Below are 25,332 nucleotides of genomic sequence, written 5' to 3'. Positions count from 1 at the left end.
GAAAACGCCATTTTCCCCTATTGCGCGGGGTTGGGCAAATCGCACAAAAGGAGAGTGCGTTTTTCTGTCAGGTCGTTAGAATAGCCGTTCTCACTTTTGTTGGAGGCATCCATGTTAGAGTTATTGAAAAGCTTGGTGTTTGCCGTGGTCATGGTGCCAATCGTTATGGCGGTGATCCTCGGACTTATCTATGGATTGGGTGAAGTCTTTAACGTCTTCTCAAAAGTCGGTCACAACGACCAACCGAAACAAAACCATTGATTCTCTAACGCCCGCTGATGCGGGCGTTTTCTTTAGAAGTTTAGCAGCGGTAGTACCGCCGGTATCTGCGATAGCAGGTACAACACCAGCCCGATTGATCCCCCAACTAGCGTGCCGTTAATGCGGATAAACTGTAAATCCTTGCCGATATTCAGCTCGATTTGCCGCGACATATCCTGGGCATCCCAGCTTTTCACCGTATCGCTAATATGGCGAGTCAGGAACGTAGCAAACTCAGGGGCAATCTTTTGTACTGCCTGCTCCAGATGCTCGTTTAATGAAGCGCGTAACGCGCTGTCAGCAACTAGCGTTTCCCCAAGCCATTGTCCAGCCTCAGCAATTCGCTGTTTCACACGCGAGTCCTCAGCATTAACATCAACCTTCAGCCATTGCCGCAAATCGCCCCAAAGTTCGCCCAGATAGCGGTTAAACGCCTCATCCTCTTTCAAATAACTCTTGATGCTGTCTGCTTTTTCCGCCATCTGCGGCGAGTGCTTAAGATTCTCGATAAGCTTTAATGTAGCGCGGTCGAATGCCTGGCGAATCTGATGGCCCTGATCGTGGCTGACATCATCGAGAAACGAGTTCACCGCATTGGAAACCAACTGGGCGCTATGTTCCCCCAGCCATTCTGTCGGCAGAATGCTGGCTTTACGTGGGTGCTCCGTTTCCAGCCAGCGCACAATCTGGTGGGCAATAAACGCCCGCGTACTGTCACGCTTAATCAGCGTGAGCATTTGAGCAATCACGGCGTCGAGCAATTCCTGATGGCGGTTATTTTTGGTCAGACTTTCCAGCAGCAGAGCACTTGAATGCGTTAAATCGACTTTATCAATTGCCTTATGTACCGCCTGGCGGATTAAACGCTGAATACGCGCATCGTCTGTTAAGTCCAAAAACGCGCTCATCACTTGCAGCAAATGCTGCCCAACGCGCTGCGCATTGTCGGGCTTGCTGAACCACTGGCCAATCATATGCGCCGGTTCATGGCGGCGAATCAGCGCTATGAGTGATTGAGTATCAAGAAACTTTTCCTGCACAAAGATGCCCAGGTTTTCACCAATGCGGTCTTTGTTACGAGGAATAATTGCCGTATGGCGGGAAATAAAAGGAATCGGCACGCGATGAAACAACGCAGTAACGGCAAACCAGTCAGCGAGCGCACCCACCATCGCGGCTTCGGCGATTGCCTTTAAGCCGCTAACCCAGAATCCCGGTGGCAAAAAGAGGGTTATCACAAAAGTCACAGCCGCAATCAGCAGCAAGGAAAGCGCAAGGCGCTTGGTGCGTTTCAGTTCAGTCATTTTCTCCATCAACTAAGCATAGAACGGTGAGGACTGAAGCGGTAGGGCAAATTTGGGGTGAGATTCATCTCGATCGATTTCGATTAACTAAATTTCCCACCTCTTCAAATTGTTATAAAAATCTTTTTGCAAGCGACTTGCCTGGTGCGCTCATTTAACGATACTGTATGTATATACAGTTATTCTTGTTGGGGGATTATATGGCAGCGCTGACTCTTTTTGTTTTATCAGCAAGTGATGGAGCATAACCATGGGCGCCTTTCCATCACCGGCGCAGGATTATGCCGAGCAGAGCATTAATCTTCATGACTTGCTGGTTAAACACCCTACAGCCACGTATTTCGTGCGGGCTTCGGATGATTCGATGATCAACGGTGGAATCGGTAAGGATGATTTACTGGTGGTCGATAGCGCTAAAACGGCGGTGCATAACAATATTGTGATTGCAGCAATCAATGGCGAATTTATTGTCAGGCAGTTACAGCTTCGGCCGGTGATTCAGTTAATGCCACTCAATCGTGCCTACAAACCTACCTTTATCGGAACCGATGCAGCGCTTGAGATATTTGGCGTCGTCACTTTCATTGTGAAATCGGCGAGTGAATGATGTTTGCTCTGGTGGACGTGAATAGTTTTTACGCGAGCTGTGAAGCCATCTTTCGGCCCGACCTGAAAGGCAAGCCAGTGGTTGTGCTAAGTAACAATGATGGCTGCATTATTGCGCGTAATGCCGAGGCTAAAAACTGTGGTGTGCAAATGGGAGGGCCGTATTTCAAGCAGAAGGATCTTTTCCGGCAAAAAGGTGTCGTTGCCTTCAGCAGTAATTACGAACTCTACGCCGATATGTCTTATCGGGTGATGACGACGCTGGAGGAAATATGCCCGCGTGTTGAGGTTTACTCCATTGATGAAGCTTTTTGCGATCTTTCTGGGGTGCGAAATTGTCGCAATCTGAAAGAATTTGGCCGGGAGATTCGTGACGTTCTTTTGCAACGCACGCATTTAACAGTGGGCGTGGGAATAGCCCAGACAAAAACTTTGGCGAAGCTTGCGAACCACGCAGCGAAAAAGTGGCCGCTAGAATCGGGTGGTGTTGTTGATCTGTCTGGTCGCGAGCGGCAACGCCAATTAATGGCGGCGTTTCCTGTTAGTGAAGTCTGGGGAATTGGTCGCCGAATCAGTAAAAAGCTTGATGCCATGGGTATTAAAACCACACTACAGCTGGCGGATGCGGATATTCGTTTTATTCGTAAACACTTTACTGTTGTGCTGGAGCGTACGGTACGTGAACTGCGCGGTGAATCTTGCCTGGGGTTTGAAGAGTTTGCGCCGACAAAACAGGAAATTATTTGCTCTCGCTCCTTTGGCGAGCGGCTTACCGAGTACGAACATATGCGTCAGGCTATTTGTAGTTATGCGGCACGCGCCGCAGAAAAACTCAGAGCTGAGCACCAGTATTGCCGACATATTTCTGCCTTCGTCAAAACATCACCTTTCTCTGCGAATGAACCCTACTATGGCAACCAGGCGATGGTGAAATTGCTGACGCCTACGCAGGATACCCGAGATATTATCGCTGCCGCCACGCGCTGCCTGGAAGCTATCTGGAGAAGTGGCCAGCATTATCAAAAAGGCGGGGTTATGCTGGGCGATTTTTTTAGCCAGGGCATCGCGCAACTTACTCTGTTTGATGAAAACCCACCACGGGCCAACAGCGAAATGCTGATGCAGGTGATAGACGGCATTAATCAGAAGAAAGGTAAAGGGACTATCTATTTTGCAGGGCAGGGGATTGAGCAGCCATGGCAGATGAAAAGAGCGATGTTGTCACCGCGTTATACGACTCGAGCTTCAGATGTATTGAGGGTGTAATAAAGGGCGAGAAAGTGGCTGGAAAGTTTCCCTTAGCTCAAAATACAGACATAAAAAAGCAGCCATAATAGGCTGCTTTCTAAGAGGTTGCTGGTCGGCACGGAGAGATTCGAACTCTCGACCCTCGCCACCCCATGACGATGCGCTACCAGGCTGCGCTACGTGCCGAAGCATAAAAAATAATACTACTTATCTGGCGATCGTTTGCAAGACGGCTTATTGCTAACTGTTTCATAAATATACAATCAGTTGGCAATAAAGCGCTTCTCATCAGTTAGCACTTGCAGCAATAACCCAAGTTGAGGCTTGGTTTCTTTGATGCTTTCGCCTTTCAAATCGTACATCCGGTAGTTGCCATTGTTATCAAGCACCAGCGTCATGGTCGGCAAAGTAATCGCAAGACTGTTGTTATCAGCACCAACTACCCAGTTATTACGGCGTGTTGCGGCAAACAAGTCTTCACCTTGTGAATACTCATTCGCTGGGTTTTTGACATGAAGCAGGCGCTGCATCAGCGTTGTCATGACATCCTGGTGATCGGTGAGCTTCGTAATGGTCTGTGCAGGTGTGCCCGGCCAATGGATAACCAGTGGCACCTGAATTCGTGAACGTGACCATGCGAAGGAGTCTTGCTGCTCTTTGCCAAGAGGCACACCGTGGCCTGCGGTAATAATCACAACTGTATTCTGGAGCTTGCCTGAGGCTTCCAGTGCATCAAGCACACGTTTGATTTGCTCATCAACGTTACCCGCTGCACGCGCATAGCGGCGAGCAAAGGCTTGCTGATTAGTATCTGCCGTGATGCTGGTGCCGTTAAAGGCAACCCACGAGAACCAACGGTTGTCATCAGATGCGTACTGCGTCAGCCAGTTAATCCATTGCGAGGCTGTTTGTCCGTCAGATTGGCTTTGCGCTGAAGGCAAAGAGAAGTCAGACAACAGGGCCTGGCGGTACATCGACGAGTCAAAACCATCGGAAGCGAACAGCCCCAATTGATAACCTTGTTGGTTCAAGGCAGTAATTAATGCTGCTGGGATTCGGGCTGATAAAACACCGTCCATATACGCAGGCGAAATCCCATAGAACAGGCCAAAAATACCGCTGTCGGTACCGTTACCTGCACTCATATGTTGCTTGAAGTTAATGTTGCTGGCAGCAAATTCGTTGAGGTTCGGCAAGTTTTTCGGCGCGTATTCAGCGTTCAGACCATCGACGGTAATCAGCAATACATTGTGGCCCGCGCCCATATCACGGAATTGCAGATCGCTAAGCGGGTACTGTACCGATACAGCTTCAGGATTACCCTGTTCCACCAGGCGACGTTGGTACTCCTTCGCATCCAGCAGGCCATGTTTTTCGAGGAAACGACGGGCTGTCATTGGATAGGAGAGCGGCAAGTTGGCACGCTGCATGGTAATCGGGCGATAGAAATTCGCATCAGCCCAGATATACATAATATGGCTGCTGAAGAATGCGACGAAGAACAGCACAACAACAGGTTTTGCATAATGTTTACGACGCCCCAGGCTGCGCAGTTTCTGCCAGCTCCAGGTCGCAAACAGCATTTCAATCAATAAAATTACCGGTACGCTGATAAACATCAGCTGCCAATCTCGCGCCATTTCACTCTGGTCGGGGTTAATCACCAGTTCCCAGACAATCGGATTAAGATGGAGATGGAAGCGAGTAAAGACTTCGCTGTCGATAAGCAGAAGTGTCATACCTGCGGTAGCAAGCGCTGCCGAGATAAAGCGCATCAGGCGCTGTGACATGACAACGAAGGTCAGCGGGAAGAGAATCAGCAGGTAAGTGGCGAAAACCACAAAACTAAAATGACCGATAACACTCAACCAGGAATAAATACGACCCGTGAGTGTTGCCGGCCAGTCAGCGACAAATAGATAGCGGCTACCCAGCAGCGTTGCCAGCAGGATATTGAACAGGGCGAACCAATGTCCCCAACTGACCATCTGGGAAACTTTTTCGCGGTAGCGCTGACGATTAGTCACCATAACGTGTAACTACAATCCCTTAATGAGCTTTGTCTTCGCTCACGGAGGCTTGCAGTGCCTCTGCGAAAGAGCGAGCCAGCGAGCGGCGTTGAGCAGAAGCTACGCTGGTATTAATCAGGTTGGTGACCATATTTCCCAGCACCATCAGGGAAAGATCGGTTGGCGTTTGGTGCTTTTCCAGCACGCTCGCCAGTTCACTCAACAGTTCTTCGACGCGTTCGTCACTATAACGGGATATTTGTGGCATAAATTAACAATCAATTAGATTCAGGAAAGGGCGTTATCTTACCGTAGAAGGACCTGTTTTTCTGCTTTTTTATCTTTCCCCTTCATACTTCAAGCTGCACGTGCGTTGGCTGCCTTCTTGCCGCCCGAATTATTTAGGGGAGGTTGCACAAGGCTTCTGGCAATGGTTGAATACCGCCGAGTTTAAAAGGAGAGTTTATCATGAGTCTGGATATCAACCAGATTGCCTTACACCAGTTGATCAAACGCGGCGAACAGACACTTGAAGTCGTGCTGCGTGATTCTCTGTTGGCAACGAACGGCGCCGTAGAAGAAATGATGGCCGAATTGCACCGCGTATATAGTGCAAAAAATAAAGCATATGGTCTGTTCAGCGAAGAGAGTGAATTAGCGCAAGCCCTGCGTTCACAGCGAAAAGGTGATGAGGATTTCCTCGCCTTCAGCCGTGCTGCGACCGGTCGTTTGCGTGATGAGCTGGCAAAATATCCATTTGCTGATGGCGGCATTGTGCTGTTTTGCGAATATCGCTACCTGGCGGTGGAATATTTACTGGTAGCGGTGCTGAACAATTTAAGCAGCATGCGCGTCAACGAAGAGCTGGATATCAGTTCTACGCATCACCTGGATATCAACCACGCCGATATCGTGGCGCGTATCGATCTGACCGAATGGGAAACCAACCCGGAATCCACGCGTTACCTGACTTTCCTGAAAGGGCGAGTGGGGCGCAAAGTGTCCGATTTCTTTATGGATTTCCTCGGTGCCAGCGAAGGTTTAAACGCCAAAGCGCAAAACAAAGGTTTGTTGCAAGCGCTGGATGATTTCACCAACGAAGCGCAACTGGATAAAAACGAACGTCAGGCCGCACGTCAGCAGGTTTATGCCTACTGCAACGAGCAACTCCAGGCGGGAGAAGAGATCGAACTTTCTTCCCTTGCAGACGAGTTACCCTGGGCTGTTGACGACAAAAACTTCCAGCAGTTTACTGCTGATAAAGGCTATGAACTTGAAGAAAGTTTCCCGGCTGACCGTGGAACATTGCGCCAGTTAACCAAATTCGCCGGTAGCGGTGGTGGGTTAACGATTAGTTTTGATGCGATGCTACTTGGTGAGCGTATTTACTGGGATCCAGCGACTGACACGCTGACCATTAAGGGCACGCCACCGAATCTGCGCGACCAGTTACAACGTCGCAGTTCTGGAAAATAGCCATAAAAAAACCCGCCGAAGCGGGTTTTTTTTCGAACTAAATTCGCGATTAAGCGCGAACGAAGTCGATGTGGCTCAGTTTTGGCTTGAACGGGTGACGCTGAACAGCCTGAACTTTAACCTTAACTTCTTTACCGTCTACAACCAGAGTCAGAACTTCTTCGTAGAAACCTGGTTTAGCTTGCAGGTTCATTACGTTGTCGTGATCCAGTTCGATAGAGATCGCAGCTTCGGAACCACCATAGATGATTGCCGGGAATTTGTTAGCTGCACGCAGGCGGCGGCTCGCACCCTTGCCCTGCTCTTTGCGTTCTACTGCATTGATAGTAAACATTAACTGTTTCTCTCTTAAATAATCCTGTTACAGGCGACCCAGCAACAGGTAAGTGATCTGCTTTGCGGATGCAAAAGCGGGCGCATTATAGCCATTCCACGCGACATCAGCAATTAAAAGAACCTTTAGCCACGTAATTCATTTGCCCGGCGGAAGCGTCCTTCATAATCAAATACCTTTTCCCGCACATTCCAGAAGTTGCCGTTCTTGCGTGCGACGACAAAATCCGGGTGGCGAAGTGCTGATTGCTGAGCCACAACATCAGCGGCGTTTATCCAACGTAGCGGCACGCCTGGTGCACGGCTGTGTGGCCGAATAAATAGCTGCTCGAAAGCCATACGTTGGGCGGGTGTTTGCAGGCGGAAGCGCTCACTGACATCTGCGCCATCTTCATCAAAATAGGTAATCTTTAGCCAGTCACCTTTTTCGTCGCCGCCGTGTTGCAGCGTCATTCCGCCACAGCGCAGCACCAGTGCATCTTTCAATTTCAGTGCGGCTTTTAACATATCGTCGGGATCGACCAGAACATGGTCACACTGATGGCAGCGACGAGCGGCAATATCGTTCTCTGCATTACATTGCGGACAATTTTTGAAACGGAAGCGGTAATCACATTGTTCGCGTGTGCCGTCGTTATCTTCAAACCAGCCCTGGCAGCGGCGGCCAAAGTGTTCAATTAACTTGCCGTCGCTGGTGGTCTTGCCCCAAAAGGTGTTGGCAAAACCGCATGAAGGGCAGAAAACCTGCACGGGCACATTGTTGCTTTTGCCTTTCGCCGCGCCGACTTCGGGCGTGAACAGGTCATGGGGATTTCCAGCGTAATCCAGTATCAAGCAATCTTTTTTACCGGGAGCCAGGCGCAAACCACGACCAACAATTTGTTGATAAAGGCTGACAGACTCTGTCGGGCGCAAAATAGCGATCAAATCGACATGCGGTGCGTCAAAGCCGGTGGTGAGCACGGAAACGTTAACCAGGAAACGGAATTGCTGGTTTTTAAACGCCTCTATTAATGTATCGCGTGCGGGCCCAGGAGTGTCGGCAGTAATCAGTGCCGCATCATTTGCGGGCAGCAGTGCTGTTACTTCTTTTGCGTGCTCGACTGTTGCGGCAAAAACCATCACGCCGCGCCTGTCGGCGGCAAACTCAACAATCTGGCTGATGATATGCGGGGTGATGCGCTTTTGTTGTTTCAGTTCACGGTTAAGATCAGCTTCGCTAAATAAACCGTTCGATTGCGCCTGCAAACGGCTGAAGTCGTACTGTACCACCGGCATATCCAGCCGCTCAGGTGGTGTTAAATAGCCGTGCTTAATCATGTAACGCAGCGGTAATTCGTAAATGCAGTCGCGGAACAGGGCGTTTTCATTGCCACGAACCATGCCGTGATAGTGAAAATGGTAGATCCAGCCTTTCCCCAGCCGATAGGGTGTTGCGGTGAGGCCAAGCAGACGCAGTTTAGGGTTCGCGGTGCGTAAATGGGCGAGAATTTGCTGATATTGGCTATCGTCAGAATCACCAATGCGGTGGCATTCATCGACAATCAGCAACGAAAACTCGCCGTGGAATTGCTCAAGATTGCGGGCTACAGACTGGACGCTACCGAAAACAACTTTGCCATTGCTCTCTTTGCGTTGTAGACCGGCAGCGAAAATATCGGCTTCCAGGCCAAGCGCGCAATATTTTGCATGGTTTTGCGCGACCAGCTCTTTAACGTGTGCAAGTACTAACACTCGTCCTCGCGCCACACGGGCAAGTTCGGCAATCACCAGACTTTTTCCCGCGCCCGTAGGCAGCACAATCACCGCAGGGGTGATGTTTTTACGGAAATAGTGCAGCGTGGCGTCTACTGCTTCTTGTTGGTAGGGGCGTAAGGTAAAGGACATTATTGATCAGGTCTGTGAAACATCAGCGGCGATTATGCCATGAAACAGGGTTTTAGCTTGAGAGACTTTTCTATCCGGCTATACTGGCAAACTAATTAACAGGCAAACGAATTTTACCCATATAAACGGGCTGATGCCCGGCCAGCTGTTTTGTACTGGTACCTCTTAGAAACAGGCAATATTTAATGCGACTCGATAAATTTATCTCTCAGCAGCTCGGTGTGAGCCGTGCTATCTCTGGCCGTGAAATCCGCGCAAGCCGTGTCACGATTGACGGTGAAGTGGTGCGTGACGCCTCTTTTAAGCTGAACCCTGAGCACCAGGTTGAGTTTGATGGTCGCTCGCTGACACAGCAAGTCGGCCCTCGCTACTTTATGCTTAATAAGCCGCAGGGTTATGTTTGTTCGACAGAAGACCCGGATCATCCAACCGTGCTCTATTTCCTTGATGAGCCAATGGCGCACAAACTGCATGCAGCAGGGCGTCTGGATATCGACACTACCGGTCTGGTATTGATGACCGATGATGGTCAGTGGTCGCACCGCATTACTTCTCCGCGTCATCATTGTGAGAAAACCTATCTGGTGACACTTGAGAATCCGATCTCCGATGACACAGCAGAACAATTTGCAGCTGGCGTTCAACTGCATAATGAAAAAGATCTGACACTGCCAGCCACACTTGAAGTGATTACTCCGCTTGAAGTGCGTTTGACCATCAGCGAAGGCCGTTACCACCAGGTAAAACGGATGTTTGCGGCGGTAGGCAACCATGTGGTTGGCTTGCATCGTGAACGCATTGGCGCAATTGCTATGGATGCAGATCTCGCACCCGGCGAATACCGCACATTAACCGAAGAAGAAGTTGCCAGCGTTGGCATGCCGCCACGTTAATTCCAGGAGGAAGCTTGAGCAGTAAGCAAAACTCGTCAATTGGTATTGTGGTGATACTTGGCCTGCTGGCCATGTTAATGCCGTTATCAATAGATATGTATTTACCGGCCCTGCCGGTTATCGCCTCGGAATTTGGCGTGCCAGCGGGCAGCGCACAAATGACGTTAAGTACCTATATTCTTGGCTTTGCTATTGGGCAGCTATTTTATGGTCCGATGGCAGACAGCATTGGCCGTAAGCCAGTGGTGCTGGGTGGTACGCTTGTCTTTGCTGCGGCGGCAATTGCTTGCGCGCTCTCACAAACGATTGATCACCTGATTGCAATGCGTTTTCTGCATGGTCTTTCTGCTGCTGCGGCAAGCGTGGTGATTAACGCCCTGATGCGTGATATTTATCCAAAAGAAGAGTTCTCGCGCATGATGTCGTTCGTCATGCTGATAACCACTATTGCACCACTTGTAGCACCGATGGTCGGTGGGGCAGTGCTGGTATGGTTTAGCTGGCATGCAATCTTCTGGATCCTGGCACTGGCGGCACTACTGGCATCAGCGATGATTTTCTTCCTGATCCACGAAACGCTACCCGTAGAACGTCGGCAGAAATTTCATTTACGTACAACGATAGGTAACTTCGCGACGTTGTTCCGTCATAAGCGTGTGTTGAGCTATATGTTGGCGAGCGGTTTTAGCTTTGCAGCAATGTTCTCATTTTTGAGTGCTGGCCCATTTGTTTATATTGAACTCAATCACGTTGCGCCACAGCATTTTGGTTACTACTTCGCGCTTAACATCTTGTTCTTGATTGTGATGACGCTAATTAATAGCCGCTTCGTACGTCGTTTCGGCCCGCTGGCAATGTTCCGCTTTGGGTTGTTTGTCCAGTTTGCTATGGCTATCTGGCTGGTACTTAGTACGATGCTGGGGTTCGGTTTTTGGTCGATGGTGTTGGGCGTAGCGGCGTTTGTTGGGTGCGTTTCAATGGTGTCGTCAAACGCGATGGCGGTAATTCTTGATGAGTTTCCACATATGGCGGGAACAGCTTCTTCGCTGGCTGGCACGTTTCGTTTTGGTATCGGCGCATTAACCGGCGCGCTGCTATCTTTTGCGACGTTTAATTCAGCATGGCCAATGATTTGGTCGATCGCGGTGTGTGCTACATGCTCTATTGTGTTTTATCTCTACGCAAGTCGCCCTCGATTAGCCACTAAATAATCCTAAAGTATGTAAACGGGTATCGCCAGATGCCCGTTCTTTAATCCAAATCAACGAAAATCCCCCATTAGCGTCTACAATTTGTTTCTCAAATGTAAACGTATCAACAATAAAAAGTCACATTCTTGTAGTTAAAAAGGTTGAGTTACATCGCAGAAAGCGTTACATATAGCGCCGAAATGTGTGCGGCACCACAAAAATAAAACGTTAAATATGAAATGGTAGACAAATAATTACAACGGATGTAAGCGGTTTCCAGGTTGTTTACACACAAAGCATCAACATTGTGTTAACCTTTATGTAAACTGTTTGTGAAATATTTTTGGATTTTTTGGGGACACCACAGTGAATACGTTACAGCTTTCCATTGTTCATCGCTTACCGCATAAATATCGTTGGTTGGCGGGTTTTGCAGGTTCCAGAGTTGAACCGATTCCGCAAAATGGTCAGAACGCTGAAAATTGTCTGATTGGCCTGAAATTGCTTAGCGACAACAATAGTGATTCAGCCTGGCCGACGATGCACAAACTAAGCCTGGCGCTGAGAGATATCGAAGTGGATTCTGCCGTCGTGGAATGTGAAGGTCAGCCATGCCTGTTTGTTAACCGTCAGGATGAGCAAACTGCAACGTGCAGACTTAAGAACTTCGGCGTGGCTATTGCTGAATCTTTCTCCAGCACGAATCCCTTTTGATTCTTAAGCTTGCAAATCAAGCAAGCGCGAGTAACTGGCGTGTGTATTCCGCCTGAGGTGCTGCAAAAATTTGCTGGCATGCTCCTTGCTCAACCACTTCTCCCTGCCTCAGTACCACTACCTGGTGGCATAATGATTTCACTACTCGCAAGTCATGGCTGATAAAAATGTAGGCCAACTGATGCTTTTCTTGTAACGACTTCAGCAACGCGAGTATTTGTGCTTGTACGGAGCGGTCGAGCGAAGAGGTCGGTTCATCAAGAATGATTAGCTCAGGTTGTAAAATCAGCGCTCTGGCAATGGCGATACGCTGTCTTTGTCCGCCAGAAAATTCTGCCGTATAACGATGCATTGTTTGCGGATCTAACCCCACCTCCTGCATTGCCACGATGACTTTTTGCTCACGTTCTGCCGCAGTTAACGCAGGCTGATGCACGCGTAAACCTTCTTCAATTATCTGCAAAACATCCAGACGTGGGTTCAACGATGAATTTGGATCCTGGAAAACGACCTGAATACGTCGACGCAGTGGTAGCAGCTTTTTGCGATTAAGCTCATGCAGTGGCTTGCCATCAAACCATATCTCACCGTTGGAATTAATTAGGCGTAGCAACGCAAGCCCAGTGGTACTTTTACCTGATCCTGACTCCCCAACCAGACCGATGCTTTCACCGGCACGCAGCGTAAAACTTAGGTCTTTTATTCCATAGTTATAACCGATGGTTTTCTTAAGCAACCCGCGGCGAATAGGGAAGGCGACCTGCAATCCTTGAACGGTCAATAGCGGCTTGCTGCTCTCATCTACGGGACGTGGGCTACCCGTGGGCTCGGCGTCCAGCAGTTGTTGCGTGTAAGGATGCTGCGGTGCAGATAACAGTTTAGTTGCGGAGTTTTGTTCAACACATTTACCGTTGCGCATGACAGCAACGTTATCCGCCAGCTTTTTGACGATATTCAGGTTATGGGTAATGAACAACAACCCCATATTCAGCTCTTGTTTGAGCTCTTTGAGTAATTGCAGAATTTGCGCCTGCACCGTGACATCCAGAGCAGTTGTCGGCTCGTCGGCAATAAGTAATTCTGGGCGAGTCAGCAGCGCCATGGCAATCATCACGCGCTGGCGCTCGCCACCAGAAAGCTGGTGGGGGAAATCAGTTAAGCGATTTGCCGCATTACGAATGCCAACCCGGTCCAGGCACGTAAGCATTTCAGCACGAGCGGCTTCACGGCGCATTCCACGATGCAGCGATAACACTTCATAAAGCTGCTTTTCAATATTGTGCAGCGGGTTTAGTGAAACCATCGGCTCTTGAAAAATCATGGCGATTTTGTTGCCACGTACGCTTCGAAGTGTGCGTTCAGGAGCATGTAATAACTCCTGCCCTTTAAAGAAGATCTCACCCGACGGATAAACAACTGGCGGCGCCGGTAACAGACGCAGCACCGATAACGCCGTGACGCTTTTCCCTGAGCCTGATTCACCGACTAACGCGAGTGTTTCACCGGCATTCACCTCGAGCGATAAATCGTCCACAACTTGCGCAATGGTGTCGCCGCTTCGGAAAGCCACGGATAAATTCTTTATGGACAGCAGTGGAGTCGTCATATCAGTGCGCCTTGCTCGGATCGAAGGCGTCGCGCACTGCTTCGCCGATAAAAATAAGTAACGTCAGCAATAGTGCCAGCGAGAGAAATGCGGTGATGCCAAGCCACGGAGCCTGAAGATTATTTTTGCCTTGCAGCAACAGTTCACCCAGTGATGGTGAACCAAGTGGCAAACCAAAGCCCAGGAAATCCAGTGAGGTGAGTGTGGTAATCGAACCGCAAAGAATAAACGGTAAGAAAGTCAGGGTGGCGACCATGGCGTTGGGCAGCATATGGCGTGTGATTATCGACCTGTCGCTAACACCCATTGCCTGTGCCGCGCGAATATAATCGAAGTTCCGGGTGCGCAGAAACTCTGCACGAACCACTCCCACCAGACTCATCCAGCCAAACAGCACCGTAATCCCCAACAGCCACCAGAAATTAGGCTGGATGACGCTTGAAAGCAGGATTATCAGGAACAGTGTCGGCATTCCGGACCACACTTCGATAAATCTCTGCCCCCATAAATCTACTCGCCCGCCGTAATAGCCCTGAACCGCACCAGCAACTATCCCAATCACGCTGGAAAAGAGTGTCAGCATCAGGCCGAAAAGAATGGAAATGCGCGTGCCGTAGAGAATGCGTGCCAGTACATCGCCACCGTTGGCGTCAGTCCCTAGCCAGTTTTGGGAACTTGGCGGGGAAGGGAAGGGAACAGTGGTAGCAAAGTTAATGGCACTAGAGCCAAAGCGAATCGGTGCCCAGATTACCCAACCTTTTTGGTTCAGACGTTCTGCAAGCCACGGGTCCTGATAATCAGCAGGGGTTGCTAGAGGCCCGCCGAAATCACTTTCACTATAATTGGCAATAAATGGGAAATAGAGACGTTCCTGGTAGTGAACGACCAATGGACGATCGTTAGCAATAAGCTCTGAACCGAGACTAAGCACAAACAGAACAGCGAATATCCACAACGACCAGTAGCCGCGTTTATTTTGACAAAACCGAGCCCAACGGGCCTGAGTCACAGGACTTAAACGGCTCATCCACGCCCCTCAAAATCAATACGCGGATCGACCAGCGTGTAAGTGATGTCGCTCAAAATATTCAGTAGCAAACCAATGAGCGTAAATATGTACAGCGTGCCGAACATTACCGGGTAATCGCGTGAGATGGTTGAGTCATAGCCCAATAAACCCAGGCCATTTAGCGAGAACATCACTTCGATTAGCAGTGAACCGGTAAAAAACATACTGATGAACGTGGCAGGAAAACCGGCAATCACTAATAGCATGGCGTTGCGGAACACATGGCGATAGAGGATTTTCTTTTCACTCAGCCCTTTGGCGCGGGCTGTAACCACATATTGTTTACGAATTTCATCAAGAAACGAGTTCTTCGTCAGCATGGTTAAGGTCGCAAAGCCACCGACTACTGTTGCCAGCACCGGCAAGGTGATGTGCCAGAGGTAGTCAATAATTTTCCCGTACCACGGTAAGGTATCGAAATTGGTCGACACCAACCCGCGTAGTGGGAACCAGTCCAGATAACTGCCACCGGCAAACAATACAATCAGCAAAATTGCGAATAAGAATGCGGGAATGGCGTAGCCAATGATAATAAAAGTGCTACTCCAGATATCAAAACTGCTGCCATTGCTGACGGCTTTTCGTATGCCGAGTGGGATCGACACGATATAGATAATCAGAGTGCTCCATAGGCCAATTGAGATAGAAACCGGCAGGCTTTCTTTAATCAGATGGATAACGGATGCGCTGCGAAACAGGCTGTCACCGAAGTCAAAACGCAAATAATCGCCAAGCATTTTGAAGTAGCGTTCATGGATCGGTTTATCAAAACCATAGCGATGAGTGATTTCAGCAATCACTTCCGGGTCGAGACCGCGCGCTCCTCGGTACTGGCTGTCACCAACGTTACCCACGCCAACACGCGCATGGCCGCTGCCCATAGTGTCAGTGCTCATACCCGGCATACCCGAACCATGGCCAAACTGAATTGCTGCAATAGCCTGATCTACAGGGCCGCCAGGTGCTATCTGTACGATGAAAAAATTGATGGTGATAATTGCCCACAACGTGGGGATTATCAGCAACAAGCGACGTAACAGATAACTTCCCATATATTCCCTTAACGCCTGTTGGCTGGTAATTGTGCGGCTTTATTGACGTCGTACCACCAGGTATCAAACCCGGTTGCGTATAACGGATGAATAGCCGGCTTTGAAAACTTGTTCCACCAGGCGAAACGATCTGCGGCCATGTACCACATCGGGATCATGTAGTAATTCCATGTCAGTACGCGATCCAGAGCCCTGCCTAAGGGAAGCAGCTTTTGTTTATCGCCTTGATTAGCCACAATCTGAGAAATCAGTTCGTCAACCACCGGGCTTTTCACTCCGGGGGCGTTATATGTGGAATCAACGTATTCCGAAGCCCATGCGATTTGCACGTCAGCACTGGGATATGGCATGGCGCTATAAAGCGTTGGGATCATATCGTAGTCCCTCTTGCGCATGCGGTTAGTCAGTTGCGAGTTGTCGACCTGGCGAATTTCCATCGTGATCCCCAGCCGCTGTAAATTATGCTGGAACGGCAAAACCCATTGTGTATTACCGGTAGCCCCTATCAGCAATTCGAAGGTGAAGGGTTTACCTGTTTTAACATTGATGAGTTTCTGGTCTTTCAGCTCCCATCCAGCCTCTTTTAACAACGTCATGGCTTTGAGCAGGTTTTCTCGGTCAAAACCATTGCCGTTCGATTTTGGCGGGTTGTAGATGCTGGTGAATACTTCTGGCGGTAAATCCTTTTTCATGGGCGCCAGGAGGATGAGCTCATCCGCATGTGGGTAATCACGAGCGGCATATTCTGTATTCTGGAAATAACTGTTTGCCCGGCTGTAAGCGCCATAGAAAAGCGCTTTGTTCATCCACTCAAAATCAAAGGCCAGGCCAATCGCTTCGCGTACTTTCCGGTCTTCAAAAATTGGGCGCTGAATGTTAAATGCCAGCCAGCGTGCATCCTGAGCAGCATCATTGGGTTGTTCTTCTTTTACGATGAAATGGTTAGCAAAATTCTTTCCTGTGTAGCGCGTGGCCCAGTTTTTGGCTGAAACTTCGTTACGAAAATCGAACGCACCGGCTTTGAAAGCTTCGAAAGCGACGTTGTCGTCGAGGTAATAGTCGTACCGAATGGAGTCAAAATTCCAGCGCCCGCGGTTAACTGGCAAATTGGCAGCCCAGTAATCCCTGACACGTGAGTAGGTGATGTATTGCCCCATACGCCAGGCCGTTATTTTGTAAGGGCCACTTGCCAGAGGGGGAGCAGACAGAGGATCGCTGAGTTTATGATTCTTCCAGAATTTTTCAGGGAACACGGGTAATGAGAACAAACCTAACATTCGTTCTTTACTGGGTGTTGCCAGTTCAATGCGCACCGTTAAAGGGGCAATAGCCCGCACTTTTGCACCCTTATAAACCAGACGAAATTGCGGTACACCTTCGGTCATAAATTTATTGAAGGTAAAGGCGACATCGCTGGCTTTTATGGGCGTCCCATCATGAAAGCGCGCCTGCGGATTAATTTCGATTTCAGCCCACGCAAAGTTATCAGGGTAGCGCGCCATCTCAGCGACCAGAGGGTAGTAGCTTCCCGGCTCATCATCCGAGTTGGTAAAAAGCGTGTCATATAGGGTTTCGGTGCTTACACCAGGATTGCCGCGCAGAGCATAGCGGTTGAAGTTATCAAAGGTGCCAATGGCTGATAGCGTGATATCCCCGCCTTTCGGAGCCGCAGGGTTAACATAATCAAAATGAGTGAAGTTGATGGCGTATTTCGGTTCCCCTAAAACGGCAAAGGAGTAGCTTTCCTTGATGTTTTCAGCAAGGCCTGGGGCTGCAATCAGGCAAAGGCTCAGCAGGGTGAGAATGCGGGCAAACATCGTATAGATCAATCCTTGTTGGGGAGGAGCTTACCTAATTGTTTCATCCCGAAACAATATCAGTGTCCAGGCAACGCCCCGCCGCGTTATAACGCCATGATGATAAATCATAAGTTATAGCTGCCATACTTCAAGCAGCATTGGTGTTGGCTAGGCTCAAACAAGCTCATCGTAGGTTTTTTGCTGACCGCCCCATGACTGCAATTGCTCAAGAGTGAGTGGGCGGGCGAAATAATAACCTTGTAAATAATTCACCCCTCGGTCGATTAACCATTTGGCTTGCTCAGGTGTTTCCACACCTTCTGCAACTGTCGTCATGCTTAGCTTGCGAGCAAGGGTTAATACGGCATCAAGTACTGGGGATGTTACAGTTTCTAAACCTATAGAATTAACAAAGCCGCGATCGATCTTCAGATAATCCAGCTTAAAGCGTTCAAGATAGATAAGTGCGCTGTGCCCCGTGCCAAAATCATCGACTGCAGTTTGAAATCCTTGCTCATTCATCCATGTAAACAGGCAGCTGGCTTCATTTTCTTTCACCATATCTCGTTCAGTGATTTCGAAAATTAACTGGAAATGATGAAGGGGCAATGAGGCGGCAAAGGCTTGAATATCTTCTTTAAAGGTTGGTGAGTGTAAATGGCTAGGAGCCAGATTAACGCCGAGGCGCGCACCAGCCGGTAAGATGTGCTGGAGCTTTTTGGCATCGCGTGCAATCAATTCAAACAAATGGCGGGTGAGGGGAACGATCAATTGCTGTGCTTCGGCGAATGCAATAAATGCATCGGGAGGAATAGGCCCTGCAATTGGGTGGTTCCAGCGCATCAATACTTCTACGCCTGACATTTTTAACTCTTTGGCATCAACTACCGGCTGATATACAACATAAAATTGCCCGCGTTTAATCCCCATCAAAATCTCTTTACCGGAACGTAGACGCACCGTCAGGAAATAGGCGCATAGCGCACCACCCAAGATCCCGAATACGAGCCCGGTCAGAATCGAGATTTGAATGTCTTCTACAGGCCAGGTTTTGCCATACAACGCTATCTTGATGGGAAAGTCTTCCATGGCTATCACGCGCGTAGGATGCTTCGGTAGGCTCGCAGCATTCATCACATTGCTGGATATTGTGGTTAGCGCTTTATCGCCAGCGATGATCGCCATCGACACCATGTCGCTCTGGCGAGTAGTGAACAATAGATACGGTGTAAGATTTACGTTCAGGGTGGCGAAAACCCCACGCCCCTCAATTACCGGATTTTTAAACCATGCGGCAATAGTCGGCTTACCGGGCATCATTGGGGTACCGAGCATGATAACCAAATCGATATTTTTATTGATATCGATATCCGGGGAAAGCTGACGCATCTCCATCAACATGCTGCCTGTAGCCGAGGAACAGTAGGCATTGCCGTTACGAACTAATACAAAGGCGCGAACGTTAGCGTTAAAGGCTGCGCGCGACGTTAATTCGCCGGAGACTTGATGGCAGTCTGAAAGGGTTAACGGTTGAATGCCGCTGATAGTCGACTGGAGGTCCTGGAAAAAGGTGCTGAGATATTCACGCATATCTTCAGTTAGTGTGTCGTAGCTGGCTTCACGCTTGCTGTGCAATGTCAGGCTAGTTATTCCGCCAATCAATAGCGCGGCAAGCACGCCGGCCAAAATACTGAAGGCGGCTATTTGCCGGACAGAGGTAAAGTAACGTGAGAAAATATTTTTAGAAAACATGTATGAATGGTTCCTGCAGGCGCAAGAGACTGATTGTTTATTTGCGTTTTTTTGGACTATAACGCAAAAACGATCAATGCGTCATAAAGTTTCGAACGAAAACCATCATCATTTTAGAATTATTTAACTGGATGAATTTTAGGCAATAAAAAACGCTGCATAAGCAGCGTTGTTTTGTCTCGTCATATTGTTGTCTTGCAGAACAGCCAAGGGAGTAACTGTCTGCAAGGTGCGCATTAACTGCGGCTCAATACACGTCGCGCTTCGTTGTAACGCTTTTTCCAGTAAGGCTCATCCATGCTTGAAATCGTCACACCACTGCTGGTGGAAGCATGTACAAACTGGTTGTTACCGATATAGATTCCAACATGTCGACCCGTTGAACCCGCACGGAACAGAACTAAATCGCCAGTACGTAATTTACTACGTGAAATCGATTTACCTGAATCCTGCTGTTCAGAAGTTGAACGAGGCAACTCTAAACCAAATTGTTCACGGAATGTGCGCTGCACAAATGCAGAACAATCAATGCCGCTTCTATTACTGCCACCGAGGCGATAACGAACGCCTTTCCAACTTGCATATTGATCCATAAGACGTGATTTCACATCTACATTACGGACCATCTCTTCGAATTCATCCTGAGAAGCTTGCAGTAAAAAACCATCTTTATTGCCGACTGCATGCGTCTCAGAATGCATATTTGCGGTGTTTGTCGAACTACATGCTGACAGCAATACTGCCACAGCAACGGCGGGAATTACCCGCAAGATATATCTCAAAATAGGCTGAGACTTGACCATTATGTTTGTTATCCCTTGATGTCCTTTACGATAAATATCGTTATACAAAATACCAACGTGACGAGACTAATTACCTGCGCGCCATGAGACAAATGCTAATGAACAAAACTGTGGTTTGTCGCACAAAATTATTCACATAACAAATGAATTGGGCTTCAGCGCAAAACGTATTCGAGGTTACCTCATCAAATCAGGCATGGCGAGCGGTTTTCTCTGAAATTTTATAAGAAATTGTGATGTTAAAAGGTAAAAAGTAATATTGCATAGTTGTTAACCAGAACTGTTGCTTATCTGTGCAGGTACTTCATTTATCTAATGAAGATGGCAGGTTAAATATTAGCCGCCCTATGTGAGTGACTAAAAAACAGACAGCAATCATTTCTGGTTTCTGATGATTGCTGAAAATAATGTTTATTTGTTGTTATTGAATTGTTCTTTTTTTGCCGGGTAAATAACGATCCAGGAGATTAATTAACCCATCGCTTAATGGGGTTAATAGAACCCAGGGCAAACCAACGAGAGCAATAGATAACGAGCCGACAAAGATATCAGTGAACCAATGTGCGCCGATCATCATGCGCGGCATGATGAAAATCAGGAAAATAACTACAGCAATAGCAAACGCTTTTTTACCGAAATATCGCAGCATGAAGCCGGTGAAAATCAGCAGCATTAATCCATGATCACCAGGGAAACTGTCCTTAGACGCATCTTTAGTTGGGAAATGCAGCAATTCGCTGACACGGTGAATATCCGTGAAATAGAGCGTTGGGCTGACGTGAGATTCGGGAATCAAATGGCCAAGTTGATTGATAATAATTGCGCAAAATAACATCACAATACCCATGATGAACATGCGTCGGCGGCCTGTCGCTGACTCTTTGCGCCAGTAACAGAAAAACAGTAAACCCATTGCTAATAGTGAAATGCCATCGAACACCCGATTATTGGTCACGGCAACAAACACCAGGAAGGCGTGACTCTTAACCAGCTCGCGGTTAAAGAAATGGAAGATCCCGGAGTCCAGGGTAAACCAAAAACCGTGCCCTTCAGGCAGGTACCAACTAAAAAAAAGTGCTAACCCAAGTGCATTGAGCACAAGGATTAGAGGGAATCGAATATTATTCATACAAAATCATTAGATATTTTAACAAAGACGAAAGGGTAGGCTCACAAACTTAAACGTAGCTTCAACAATGAAGTTTGTAGCGCATTCCAGTCAACGTCACCGCTATGTATTAACTCTATGCGGCTGTCAGGTGGTGCGATATTCTGCGTTTCAATATGGAAATCATGGCCCTGACGGTTAATTCTTACCAAACCTTCCGCAATACGCAGCACACCTTTGACGCGGTCGACAGGTGCAAGTCTAGCCCATTCCAGAATACCTACAGTGTCAAATAGTGTCTCAGCATCAAAAATCCATCCGCAACCCACATAGCCCTGGCCACTGTTGATGCTGCGCCGCCAGCGTTGATGTTCAGGCAAACTTAACGCCGCTAGCCCACGTGTTGCTGCATGACTGTGGTTGTGATCCGGACTGGATGGTATCTCGCGCAGGTTTTGGCGTGGTTTATCAAGAAGGCTAATATCGATATGACCATTTTGCGCGGTGATCATTTCCCGCCCAGCCCCCTCACGCAACCACCACTCGTTAAGAGCCGCGCGGCTTTCATCGCTGGCACGGTCTTCTTTATTTGCAATGATGATATCGGCAGCAGCAAGTTGATCGCGGAAATTGTCATTATTGACTGCTCGCTCATCAAGCAACTGGCGTGGGTCAAGCAGACACAGAGTGGCGTTGAGTTCGATCCAGGGTTGGTAAACTTCGGCGGTCAACATATCGAGGATTTGTTTTGGGTGACCAAGCCCGGTCGGTTCAATGAGTAGACGGTCAGGTTTACCCTGACGAAGTAGAGTATTGAGCCCTACCTGCATCGGCAGTCCATTTACACAACACATACAGCCGCCGGGGATTTCTTTCAGCAAAGCACCGCTGTCGGCTAATAACGCGCCGTCGATTCCGACTTCACCGAATTCGTTGACCAGCACAGCCCATTTTTCATGCTCGGGCTTGTTGGCAAGTAAATGCAGAATGGTAGTGGTCTTTCCGCTACCGAGGAAACCGGTAATCAGGTTGGTTTTAGTCACAAGTGCTCCGGACAGGTTGAGTGAACCTTACGTGATGTTCAATTATCACTATCCTGAACAACAATTACCAAAAAATGAAGCCCGGACGGCTCCACATCCTTGTGAAGCGGGTTTAAAGGCATTGATTGTTAAATTAATCGATCAGGTCTGCGACCGTTGCTCGCGCACCTTTGCTGCATAACTCATTCCATGCAGCGGTAATACGCGCGACGAATTGTTCATCAGCAGGCAGGTCGCTGCCAAAGATTTCATGCAGGTTGAGTAGGGCATTAACGCGTTCATTAACAGGGCTGTTTGCGACCAGCGTTTTAATTTTTTCAGCTAACGGATCGCGAATATCAATTTCGTTGCCCGCGTCGTCAATACCGCTGACATAGCGCATCCAGGCGGCAACGCCTAATGCCAGGCATGGCCACTCATCGCCTTGTTGCAGATGCCAGCGCACACTTTCTAGCATCCGTTGAGGCAGTTTCTGGCTACCGTCCATCGCAATTTGCCATGTGCGGTGCTTCAGCGCCGGATTGTCAAAACGTTCGAGCAGGTTATGGGCATACTGCTGTAGATTTACGCCCGTAACGCGCAGTGTGGGCGCTTGCTCCTGCATCATCAAACGGTGCGCCGCCTTGCGGAAATTCTCATCTGCCATGCAATCATTCACATGAGGGTAGCCCGCAAGATAGCCGAGATAGGCGAGGAATGAGTGGCTGCCGTTCAACATGCGTAACTTCATTTGTTCCCATGGCATCACGTCGTCAACCATTTCGACGCCAACTTCTTCCCATGCCGGGCGGCCTGCAACAAAGTTATCTTCAATGACCCACTGGATAAACGGCTCGCCAGAAATCGCGCATGGGTCTTCAACACCCAGTGTGTCAGTGATTTCTTGCAGTGATTCAGGCGTGGCGGCAGGTACGATTCTGTCGACCATGGTGCTTGGGAAGGTGACATGTTCGCGGATCCAGTCGGCTAATTCCTGGCTGCGCGTTTCCGCCATGCCAATCACGGCGTTACGCACCACATGGCCGTTATCGGGAATATTGTCACAGGAAAGCACGGTAAACGGACGCAGGCCGCGTTCACGGCGGCGGTTCAAAGCTTCAACCAAAATGCCGGGAGCGGAATGCGGTTCGGTCGGATTTTGCAGATCATGAATAATGCGCTCGTTATTGCCATCGAGCCTGCCGGTTGCCGGGTCGATGCAATAACCCTTTTCCGTCACAGTCAGCGAGACAATAGCCACTTGCGGTTCGCAGAACTTCTCAATAATCGCGTCCAGCCCATCGAGTTTTGCATTCAGGCATTCGTTAACCGCGCCGACAATAATCGCCTGATTACCTTCGCGACCTTTTTCCAGTACGGTGTACAAATGGTCCTGCGCACGCAGCGCACTCATTAGTTTATCGCCGCTAAATAGACTAATTTCACAAATGCCCCAGTCCCCCCCCAATTTATTGAGTACCCGGTCGGTCAGCAGCGCCTGGTGTGCGCGGTGAAACGCACCAAAACCAAAGTGGACGATGCGTGTTTTTAACGCCCGGCGGTCATAATTAGGCTGTTGAATATCGGCAGGTAACGCGACTGAAGCAATTGTGTTCATAAAATGCAAATCCTGATTAACGAATTGGTAACATTGCGCAGTCTAAAGTTATATGACAACAAATCAAATTGGTGTGCTGTCTTTATCCCTTTAATGTGAGCTGGATCAACCAATATCATTGCAAAATTTGACCGTAAGCGAGAATCCGGTATGGTAGTAGTCAATACGGCATTATAGAATTGGTATGACAACTTAACTGAGGAACTGTCGATGGAACAAACATGGCGTTGGTACGGCCCAAAAGACCCGGTATCTCTGGATGATGTGCGTCAGGCGGGCGCGACCGGTGTCGTTACTGCTCTGCATCACATCCCAAATGGTGAAGTCTGGCCGGTTGCTGACATCAAAGAGCGCCTGGCTGTGTTGGCGGAAAAAGGTCTGACCTGGTCTGTAGTAGAAAGTATTCCGGTGCACGAAGAAATTAAAACTCACTCGGGCGACTTTGATAAGCATATTGCAAACTACCAGCAAAGCATTCGTAACCTGGCTGAATGTGGCATCGACACCGTGTGCTACAACTTCATGCCGATTCTTGACTGGACACGTACCGATCTGGAATATGAATTGCCAGATGGTTCACGCGCTCTGCGTTTTGACCAGATTGCTTTTGCAGCATTTGAGCTGCACATCCTCAAGCGCGAAGGCGCTGAAGCTGACTACAGCGAAGAAGAGCAGCGCCAGGCGCTGGGCTACTTCAACAATATGTCTGATGCTGAAAAAGAAAAACTGACCCGCAATATCATTGCTGGTTTACCGGGTGCGGAAGAGGGTTACACCCTTGACCAGTTCCGTGCACGTCTTGCTGAATATGACGGCATCAGTAAAGAACAGCTGCGCGAAAACATGGCGTACTTCCTGCGTGCAATTGTTGCGGTAGCGGAAGAAGTTGGCGTTCGTCTGGCAGTGCACCCGGATGATCCACCGCGTCCAATCTTAGGCCTGCCGCGTATCGTTTCTACTATTGAAGATATGCAATGGCTGAAAGAAACTGTCGACAGCATTTATAACGGCTTCACCATGTGTACCGGTTCTTACGGCGTTCGTGCTGACAACGACCTGGTACGCATGATTGAAACCTTCGGCGATCGCATTCACTTTACTCATCTGCGGGCAACTTGCCGCGAAGATAACCCGAAAACCTTCCATGAAGGCGCGCACCTGCAAGGTGATGTGAACATGGTTGCAGTGGTGAAAGCGATTCTGACTGAAGAACAACGTCGTAAAAACGCCGGCGATCTGCGCCCGATCCCGATGCGTCCGGATCACGGCCACCAGATGCTTGACGATCTGCACAAGAAAACTAACCCAGGTTATTCAGCGATCGGTCGTCTGAAAGGTCTGGCGGAAGTTCGCGGTGTGGAACTGGCACTGAAACAAACCATGTTCCCTGACTTGCTGAAGTAAGCTGAACATTATTGATGTAAAAAATTGATGTAAAAAACGCGCCTTCTGGCGTAATGCCGATCGTTTAAGGATCAGTTGACCGATCCGGTGGCTCGTGTAAAAAGGGTTCATGCACAACATGGACCCTTTTTAAATGGAACTTTCACAAGCTCTCGGTATTATCAATCTCACTGCCCCC

22 protein-coding genes and 1 tRNA gene are annotated in these 25,332 nt (G+C 48.8%); 8 read left to right on the top strand and 15 right to left on the bottom strand.

What is annotated here, in order from left to right:
* The first annotated feature begins 111 nt into the window (after positions 1-111).
* Positions 112-261, top strand: coding sequence for an AcrZ family multidrug efflux pump-associated protein (locus LVQ76_RS16775; RefSeq protein WP_064512573.1), 150 nt, complete (start codon positions 112-114; stop codon positions 259-261).
* Positions 262-293: 32 nt separating this feature from the next.
* Here LVQ76_RS16775 and LVQ76_RS16770 read toward each other — a convergent pair whose 3' ends face one another.
* Positions 294-1,574 (bottom strand): DUF445 domain-containing protein, encoded by a 1,281-nt coding sequence (locus LVQ76_RS16770; protein ID WP_232922092.1) that lies wholly within the window; start codon positions 1,572-1,574, stop codon positions 294-296.
* Positions 1,575-1,815: 241 nt separating this feature from the next.
* Here LVQ76_RS16770 and umuD point away from each other — a divergent pair, with 241 nt between their 5' ends.
* Positions 1,816-2,172, top strand: a complete 357-nt coding sequence (gene umuD, locus LVQ76_RS16765; protein WP_233338040.1) for a translesion error-prone DNA polymerase V autoproteolytic subunit — start codon at positions 1,816-1,818, stop codon at positions 2,170-2,172.
* Positions 2,172-3,437 (top strand): Y-family DNA polymerase, encoded by a 1,266-nt coding sequence (locus tag LVQ76_RS16760; protein WP_232922167.1) that lies wholly within the window; start codon positions 2,172-2,174, stop codon positions 3,435-3,437. The genes umuD and LVQ76_RS16760 overlap by 1 nt, the downstream gene beginning before the upstream one ends.
* A gap of 91 nt (positions 3,438-3,528) precedes the next feature.
* On the opposite strand, the gene LVQ76_RS16755 is transcribed toward LVQ76_RS16760, so the two are convergent.
* The 3 genes from LVQ76_RS16755 to LVQ76_RS16745 all read right to left on the bottom strand — a co-directional run bounded on the left by LVQ76_RS16755 (position 3,529) and on the right by LVQ76_RS16745 (position 5,696).
* Positions 3,529-3,605: transfer RNA gene (locus LVQ76_RS16755), tRNA-Pro, on the bottom strand.
* A 77-nt stretch (positions 3,606-3,682) separates the two neighbouring features.
* Positions 3,683-5,449 (bottom strand): LPS biosynthesis-modulating metalloenzyme YejM, encoded by a 1,767-nt coding sequence (yejM, locus tag LVQ76_RS16750; protein WP_232904384.1) that lies wholly within the window; start codon positions 5,447-5,449, stop codon positions 3,683-3,685.
* 19 nt (positions 5,450-5,468) lie between these two features.
* Positions 5,469-5,696, bottom strand: coding sequence for a YejL family protein (locus tag LVQ76_RS16745; protein ID WP_034458713.1), 228 nt, complete (start codon positions 5,694-5,696; stop codon positions 5,469-5,471).
* Positions 5,697-5,896: 200 nt separating this feature from the next.
* Here LVQ76_RS16745 and yejK point away from each other — a divergent pair, with 200 nt between their 5' ends.
* Complete coding sequence (gene yejK, locus LVQ76_RS16740; protein ID WP_151994509.1) at positions 5,897-6,904, top strand: nucleoid-associated protein YejK; 1,008 nt, start codon at positions 5,897-5,899, stop codon at positions 6,902-6,904.
* Positions 6,905-6,953: 49 nt separating this feature from the next.
* Here the strand turns inward: yejK and rplY are convergent, their stop codons facing one another.
* Together rplY and radD are read right to left on the bottom strand one after the other, a co-directional pair.
* Entirely contained in the window at positions 6,954-7,238 is a 285-nt protein-coding gene (rplY, locus tag LVQ76_RS16735; RefSeq protein WP_034497069.1) for a 50S ribosomal protein L25, read from the bottom strand.
* Between the two features lie 125 nt (positions 7,239-7,363).
* Positions 7,364-9,124 (bottom strand): DNA repair helicase RadD, encoded by a 1,761-nt coding sequence (gene radD / locus LVQ76_RS16730; protein WP_232922091.1) that lies wholly within the window; start codon positions 9,122-9,124, stop codon positions 7,364-7,366.
* Positions 9,125-9,309: 185 nt separating this feature from the next.
* On the opposite strand from radD, the gene rsuA reads away from it, so the two are divergent.
* The 3 genes from rsuA to LVQ76_RS16715 all read left to right on the top strand — a co-directional run bounded on the left by rsuA (position 9,310) and on the right by LVQ76_RS16715 (position 11,921).
* Positions 9,310-10,017, top strand: a complete 708-nt coding sequence (rsuA, locus tag LVQ76_RS16725; protein WP_232922090.1) for a 16S rRNA pseudouridine(516) synthase RsuA — start codon at positions 9,310-9,312, stop codon at positions 10,015-10,017.
* A 14-nt stretch (positions 10,018-10,031) separates the two neighbouring features.
* Entirely contained in the window at positions 10,032-11,228 is a 1,197-nt protein-coding gene (locus LVQ76_RS16720) for a Bcr/CflA family multidrug efflux MFS transporter (RefSeq protein ID WP_232866878.1), read from the top strand.
* Positions 11,229-11,573: 345 nt separating this feature from the next.
* Complete coding sequence (locus LVQ76_RS16715; RefSeq protein WP_232866875.1) at positions 11,574-11,921, top strand: YejG family protein; 348 nt, start codon at positions 11,574-11,576, stop codon at positions 11,919-11,921.
* Between the two features lie 16 nt (positions 11,922-11,937).
* Here LVQ76_RS16715 and yejF read toward each other — a convergent pair whose 3' ends face one another.
* The 9 genes from yejF to LVQ76_RS16670 all read right to left on the bottom strand — a co-directional run bounded on the left by yejF (position 11,938) and on the right by LVQ76_RS16670 (position 23,750).
* A complete protein-coding gene (gene yejF, locus LVQ76_RS16710) occupies positions 11,938-13,527 on the bottom strand; it encodes a microcin C ABC transporter ATP-binding protein YejF (RefSeq protein ID WP_232866873.1) in 1,590 nt (529 codons plus the stop codon).
* Position 13,528: 1 nt separating this feature from the next.
* Positions 13,529-14,554, bottom strand: coding sequence for a microcin C ABC transporter permease (locus LVQ76_RS16705; protein ID WP_232866870.1), 1,026 nt, complete (start codon positions 14,552-14,554; stop codon positions 13,529-13,531).
* Positions 14,551-15,648: a microcin C ABC transporter permease YejB gene (locus LVQ76_RS16700; RefSeq protein ID WP_232904379.1), complete on the bottom strand. Its 1,098-nt coding sequence runs from the start codon at positions 15,646-15,648 to the stop codon at positions 14,551-14,553. The genes LVQ76_RS16705 and LVQ76_RS16700 overlap by 4 nt, the downstream gene beginning before the upstream one ends.
* An 8-nt stretch (positions 15,649-15,656) precedes the next feature.
* Positions 15,657-17,465: an extracellular solute-binding protein gene (locus LVQ76_RS16695; protein ID WP_232922089.1), complete on the bottom strand. Its 1,809-nt coding sequence runs from the start codon at positions 17,463-17,465 to the stop codon at positions 15,657-15,659.
* A 156-nt stretch (positions 17,466-17,621) separates the two neighbouring features.
* Entirely contained in the window at positions 17,622-19,199 is a 1,578-nt protein-coding gene (gene pdeN / locus LVQ76_RS16690) for a cyclic di-3',5'-guanosine monophosphate phosphodiesterase PdeN (protein WP_232922088.1), read from the bottom strand.
* Positions 19,200-19,435: 236 nt separating this feature from the next.
* The gene (mepS, locus tag LVQ76_RS16685) at positions 19,436-20,002 is read right to left on the bottom strand and encodes a bifunctional murein DD-endopeptidase/murein LD-carboxypeptidase (protein WP_151994501.1); all 567 of its coding nucleotides are present in this window, start codon (positions 20,000-20,002) and stop codon (positions 19,436-19,438) included.
* A 421-nt stretch (positions 20,003-20,423) separates the two neighbouring features.
* On the bottom strand, positions 20,424-21,131 hold the full coding sequence (locus LVQ76_RS16680; RefSeq protein WP_232866858.1) for a phosphatase PAP2 family protein: 708 nt from the start codon (positions 21,129-21,131) through the stop codon (positions 20,424-20,426).
* Positions 21,132-21,172: 41 nt separating this feature from the next.
* Positions 21,173-22,153: a CobW family GTP-binding protein gene (locus tag LVQ76_RS16675; protein ID WP_232922087.1), complete on the bottom strand. Its 981-nt coding sequence runs from the start codon at positions 22,151-22,153 to the stop codon at positions 21,173-21,175.
* A 133-nt stretch (positions 22,154-22,286) separates the two neighbouring features.
* Complete coding sequence (locus LVQ76_RS16670; RefSeq protein WP_232866852.1) at positions 22,287-23,750, bottom strand: mannitol dehydrogenase family protein; 1,464 nt, start codon at positions 23,748-23,750, stop codon at positions 22,287-22,289.
* Between the two features lie 210 nt (positions 23,751-23,960).
* On the opposite strand from LVQ76_RS16670, the gene uxuA reads away from it, so the two are divergent.
* Entirely contained in the window at positions 23,961-25,154 is a 1,194-nt protein-coding gene (gene uxuA, locus LVQ76_RS16665) for a mannonate dehydratase (protein ID WP_232866849.1), read from the top strand.
* The last annotated feature ends 178 nt before the right edge of the window (positions 25,155-25,332 follow it).

Origin of the sequence: Buttiauxella cochleicola (assembly GCF_021283185.1) — a bacterium.
GTDB classification, from domain to species: Bacteria; Pseudomonadota; Gammaproteobacteria; order Enterobacterales; family Enterobacteriaceae; genus Buttiauxella; species Buttiauxella massiliensis.
Note: the sequence above shows the minus strand (reverse complement) of the source record. Positions and strands in the feature narration are given on the sequence as shown.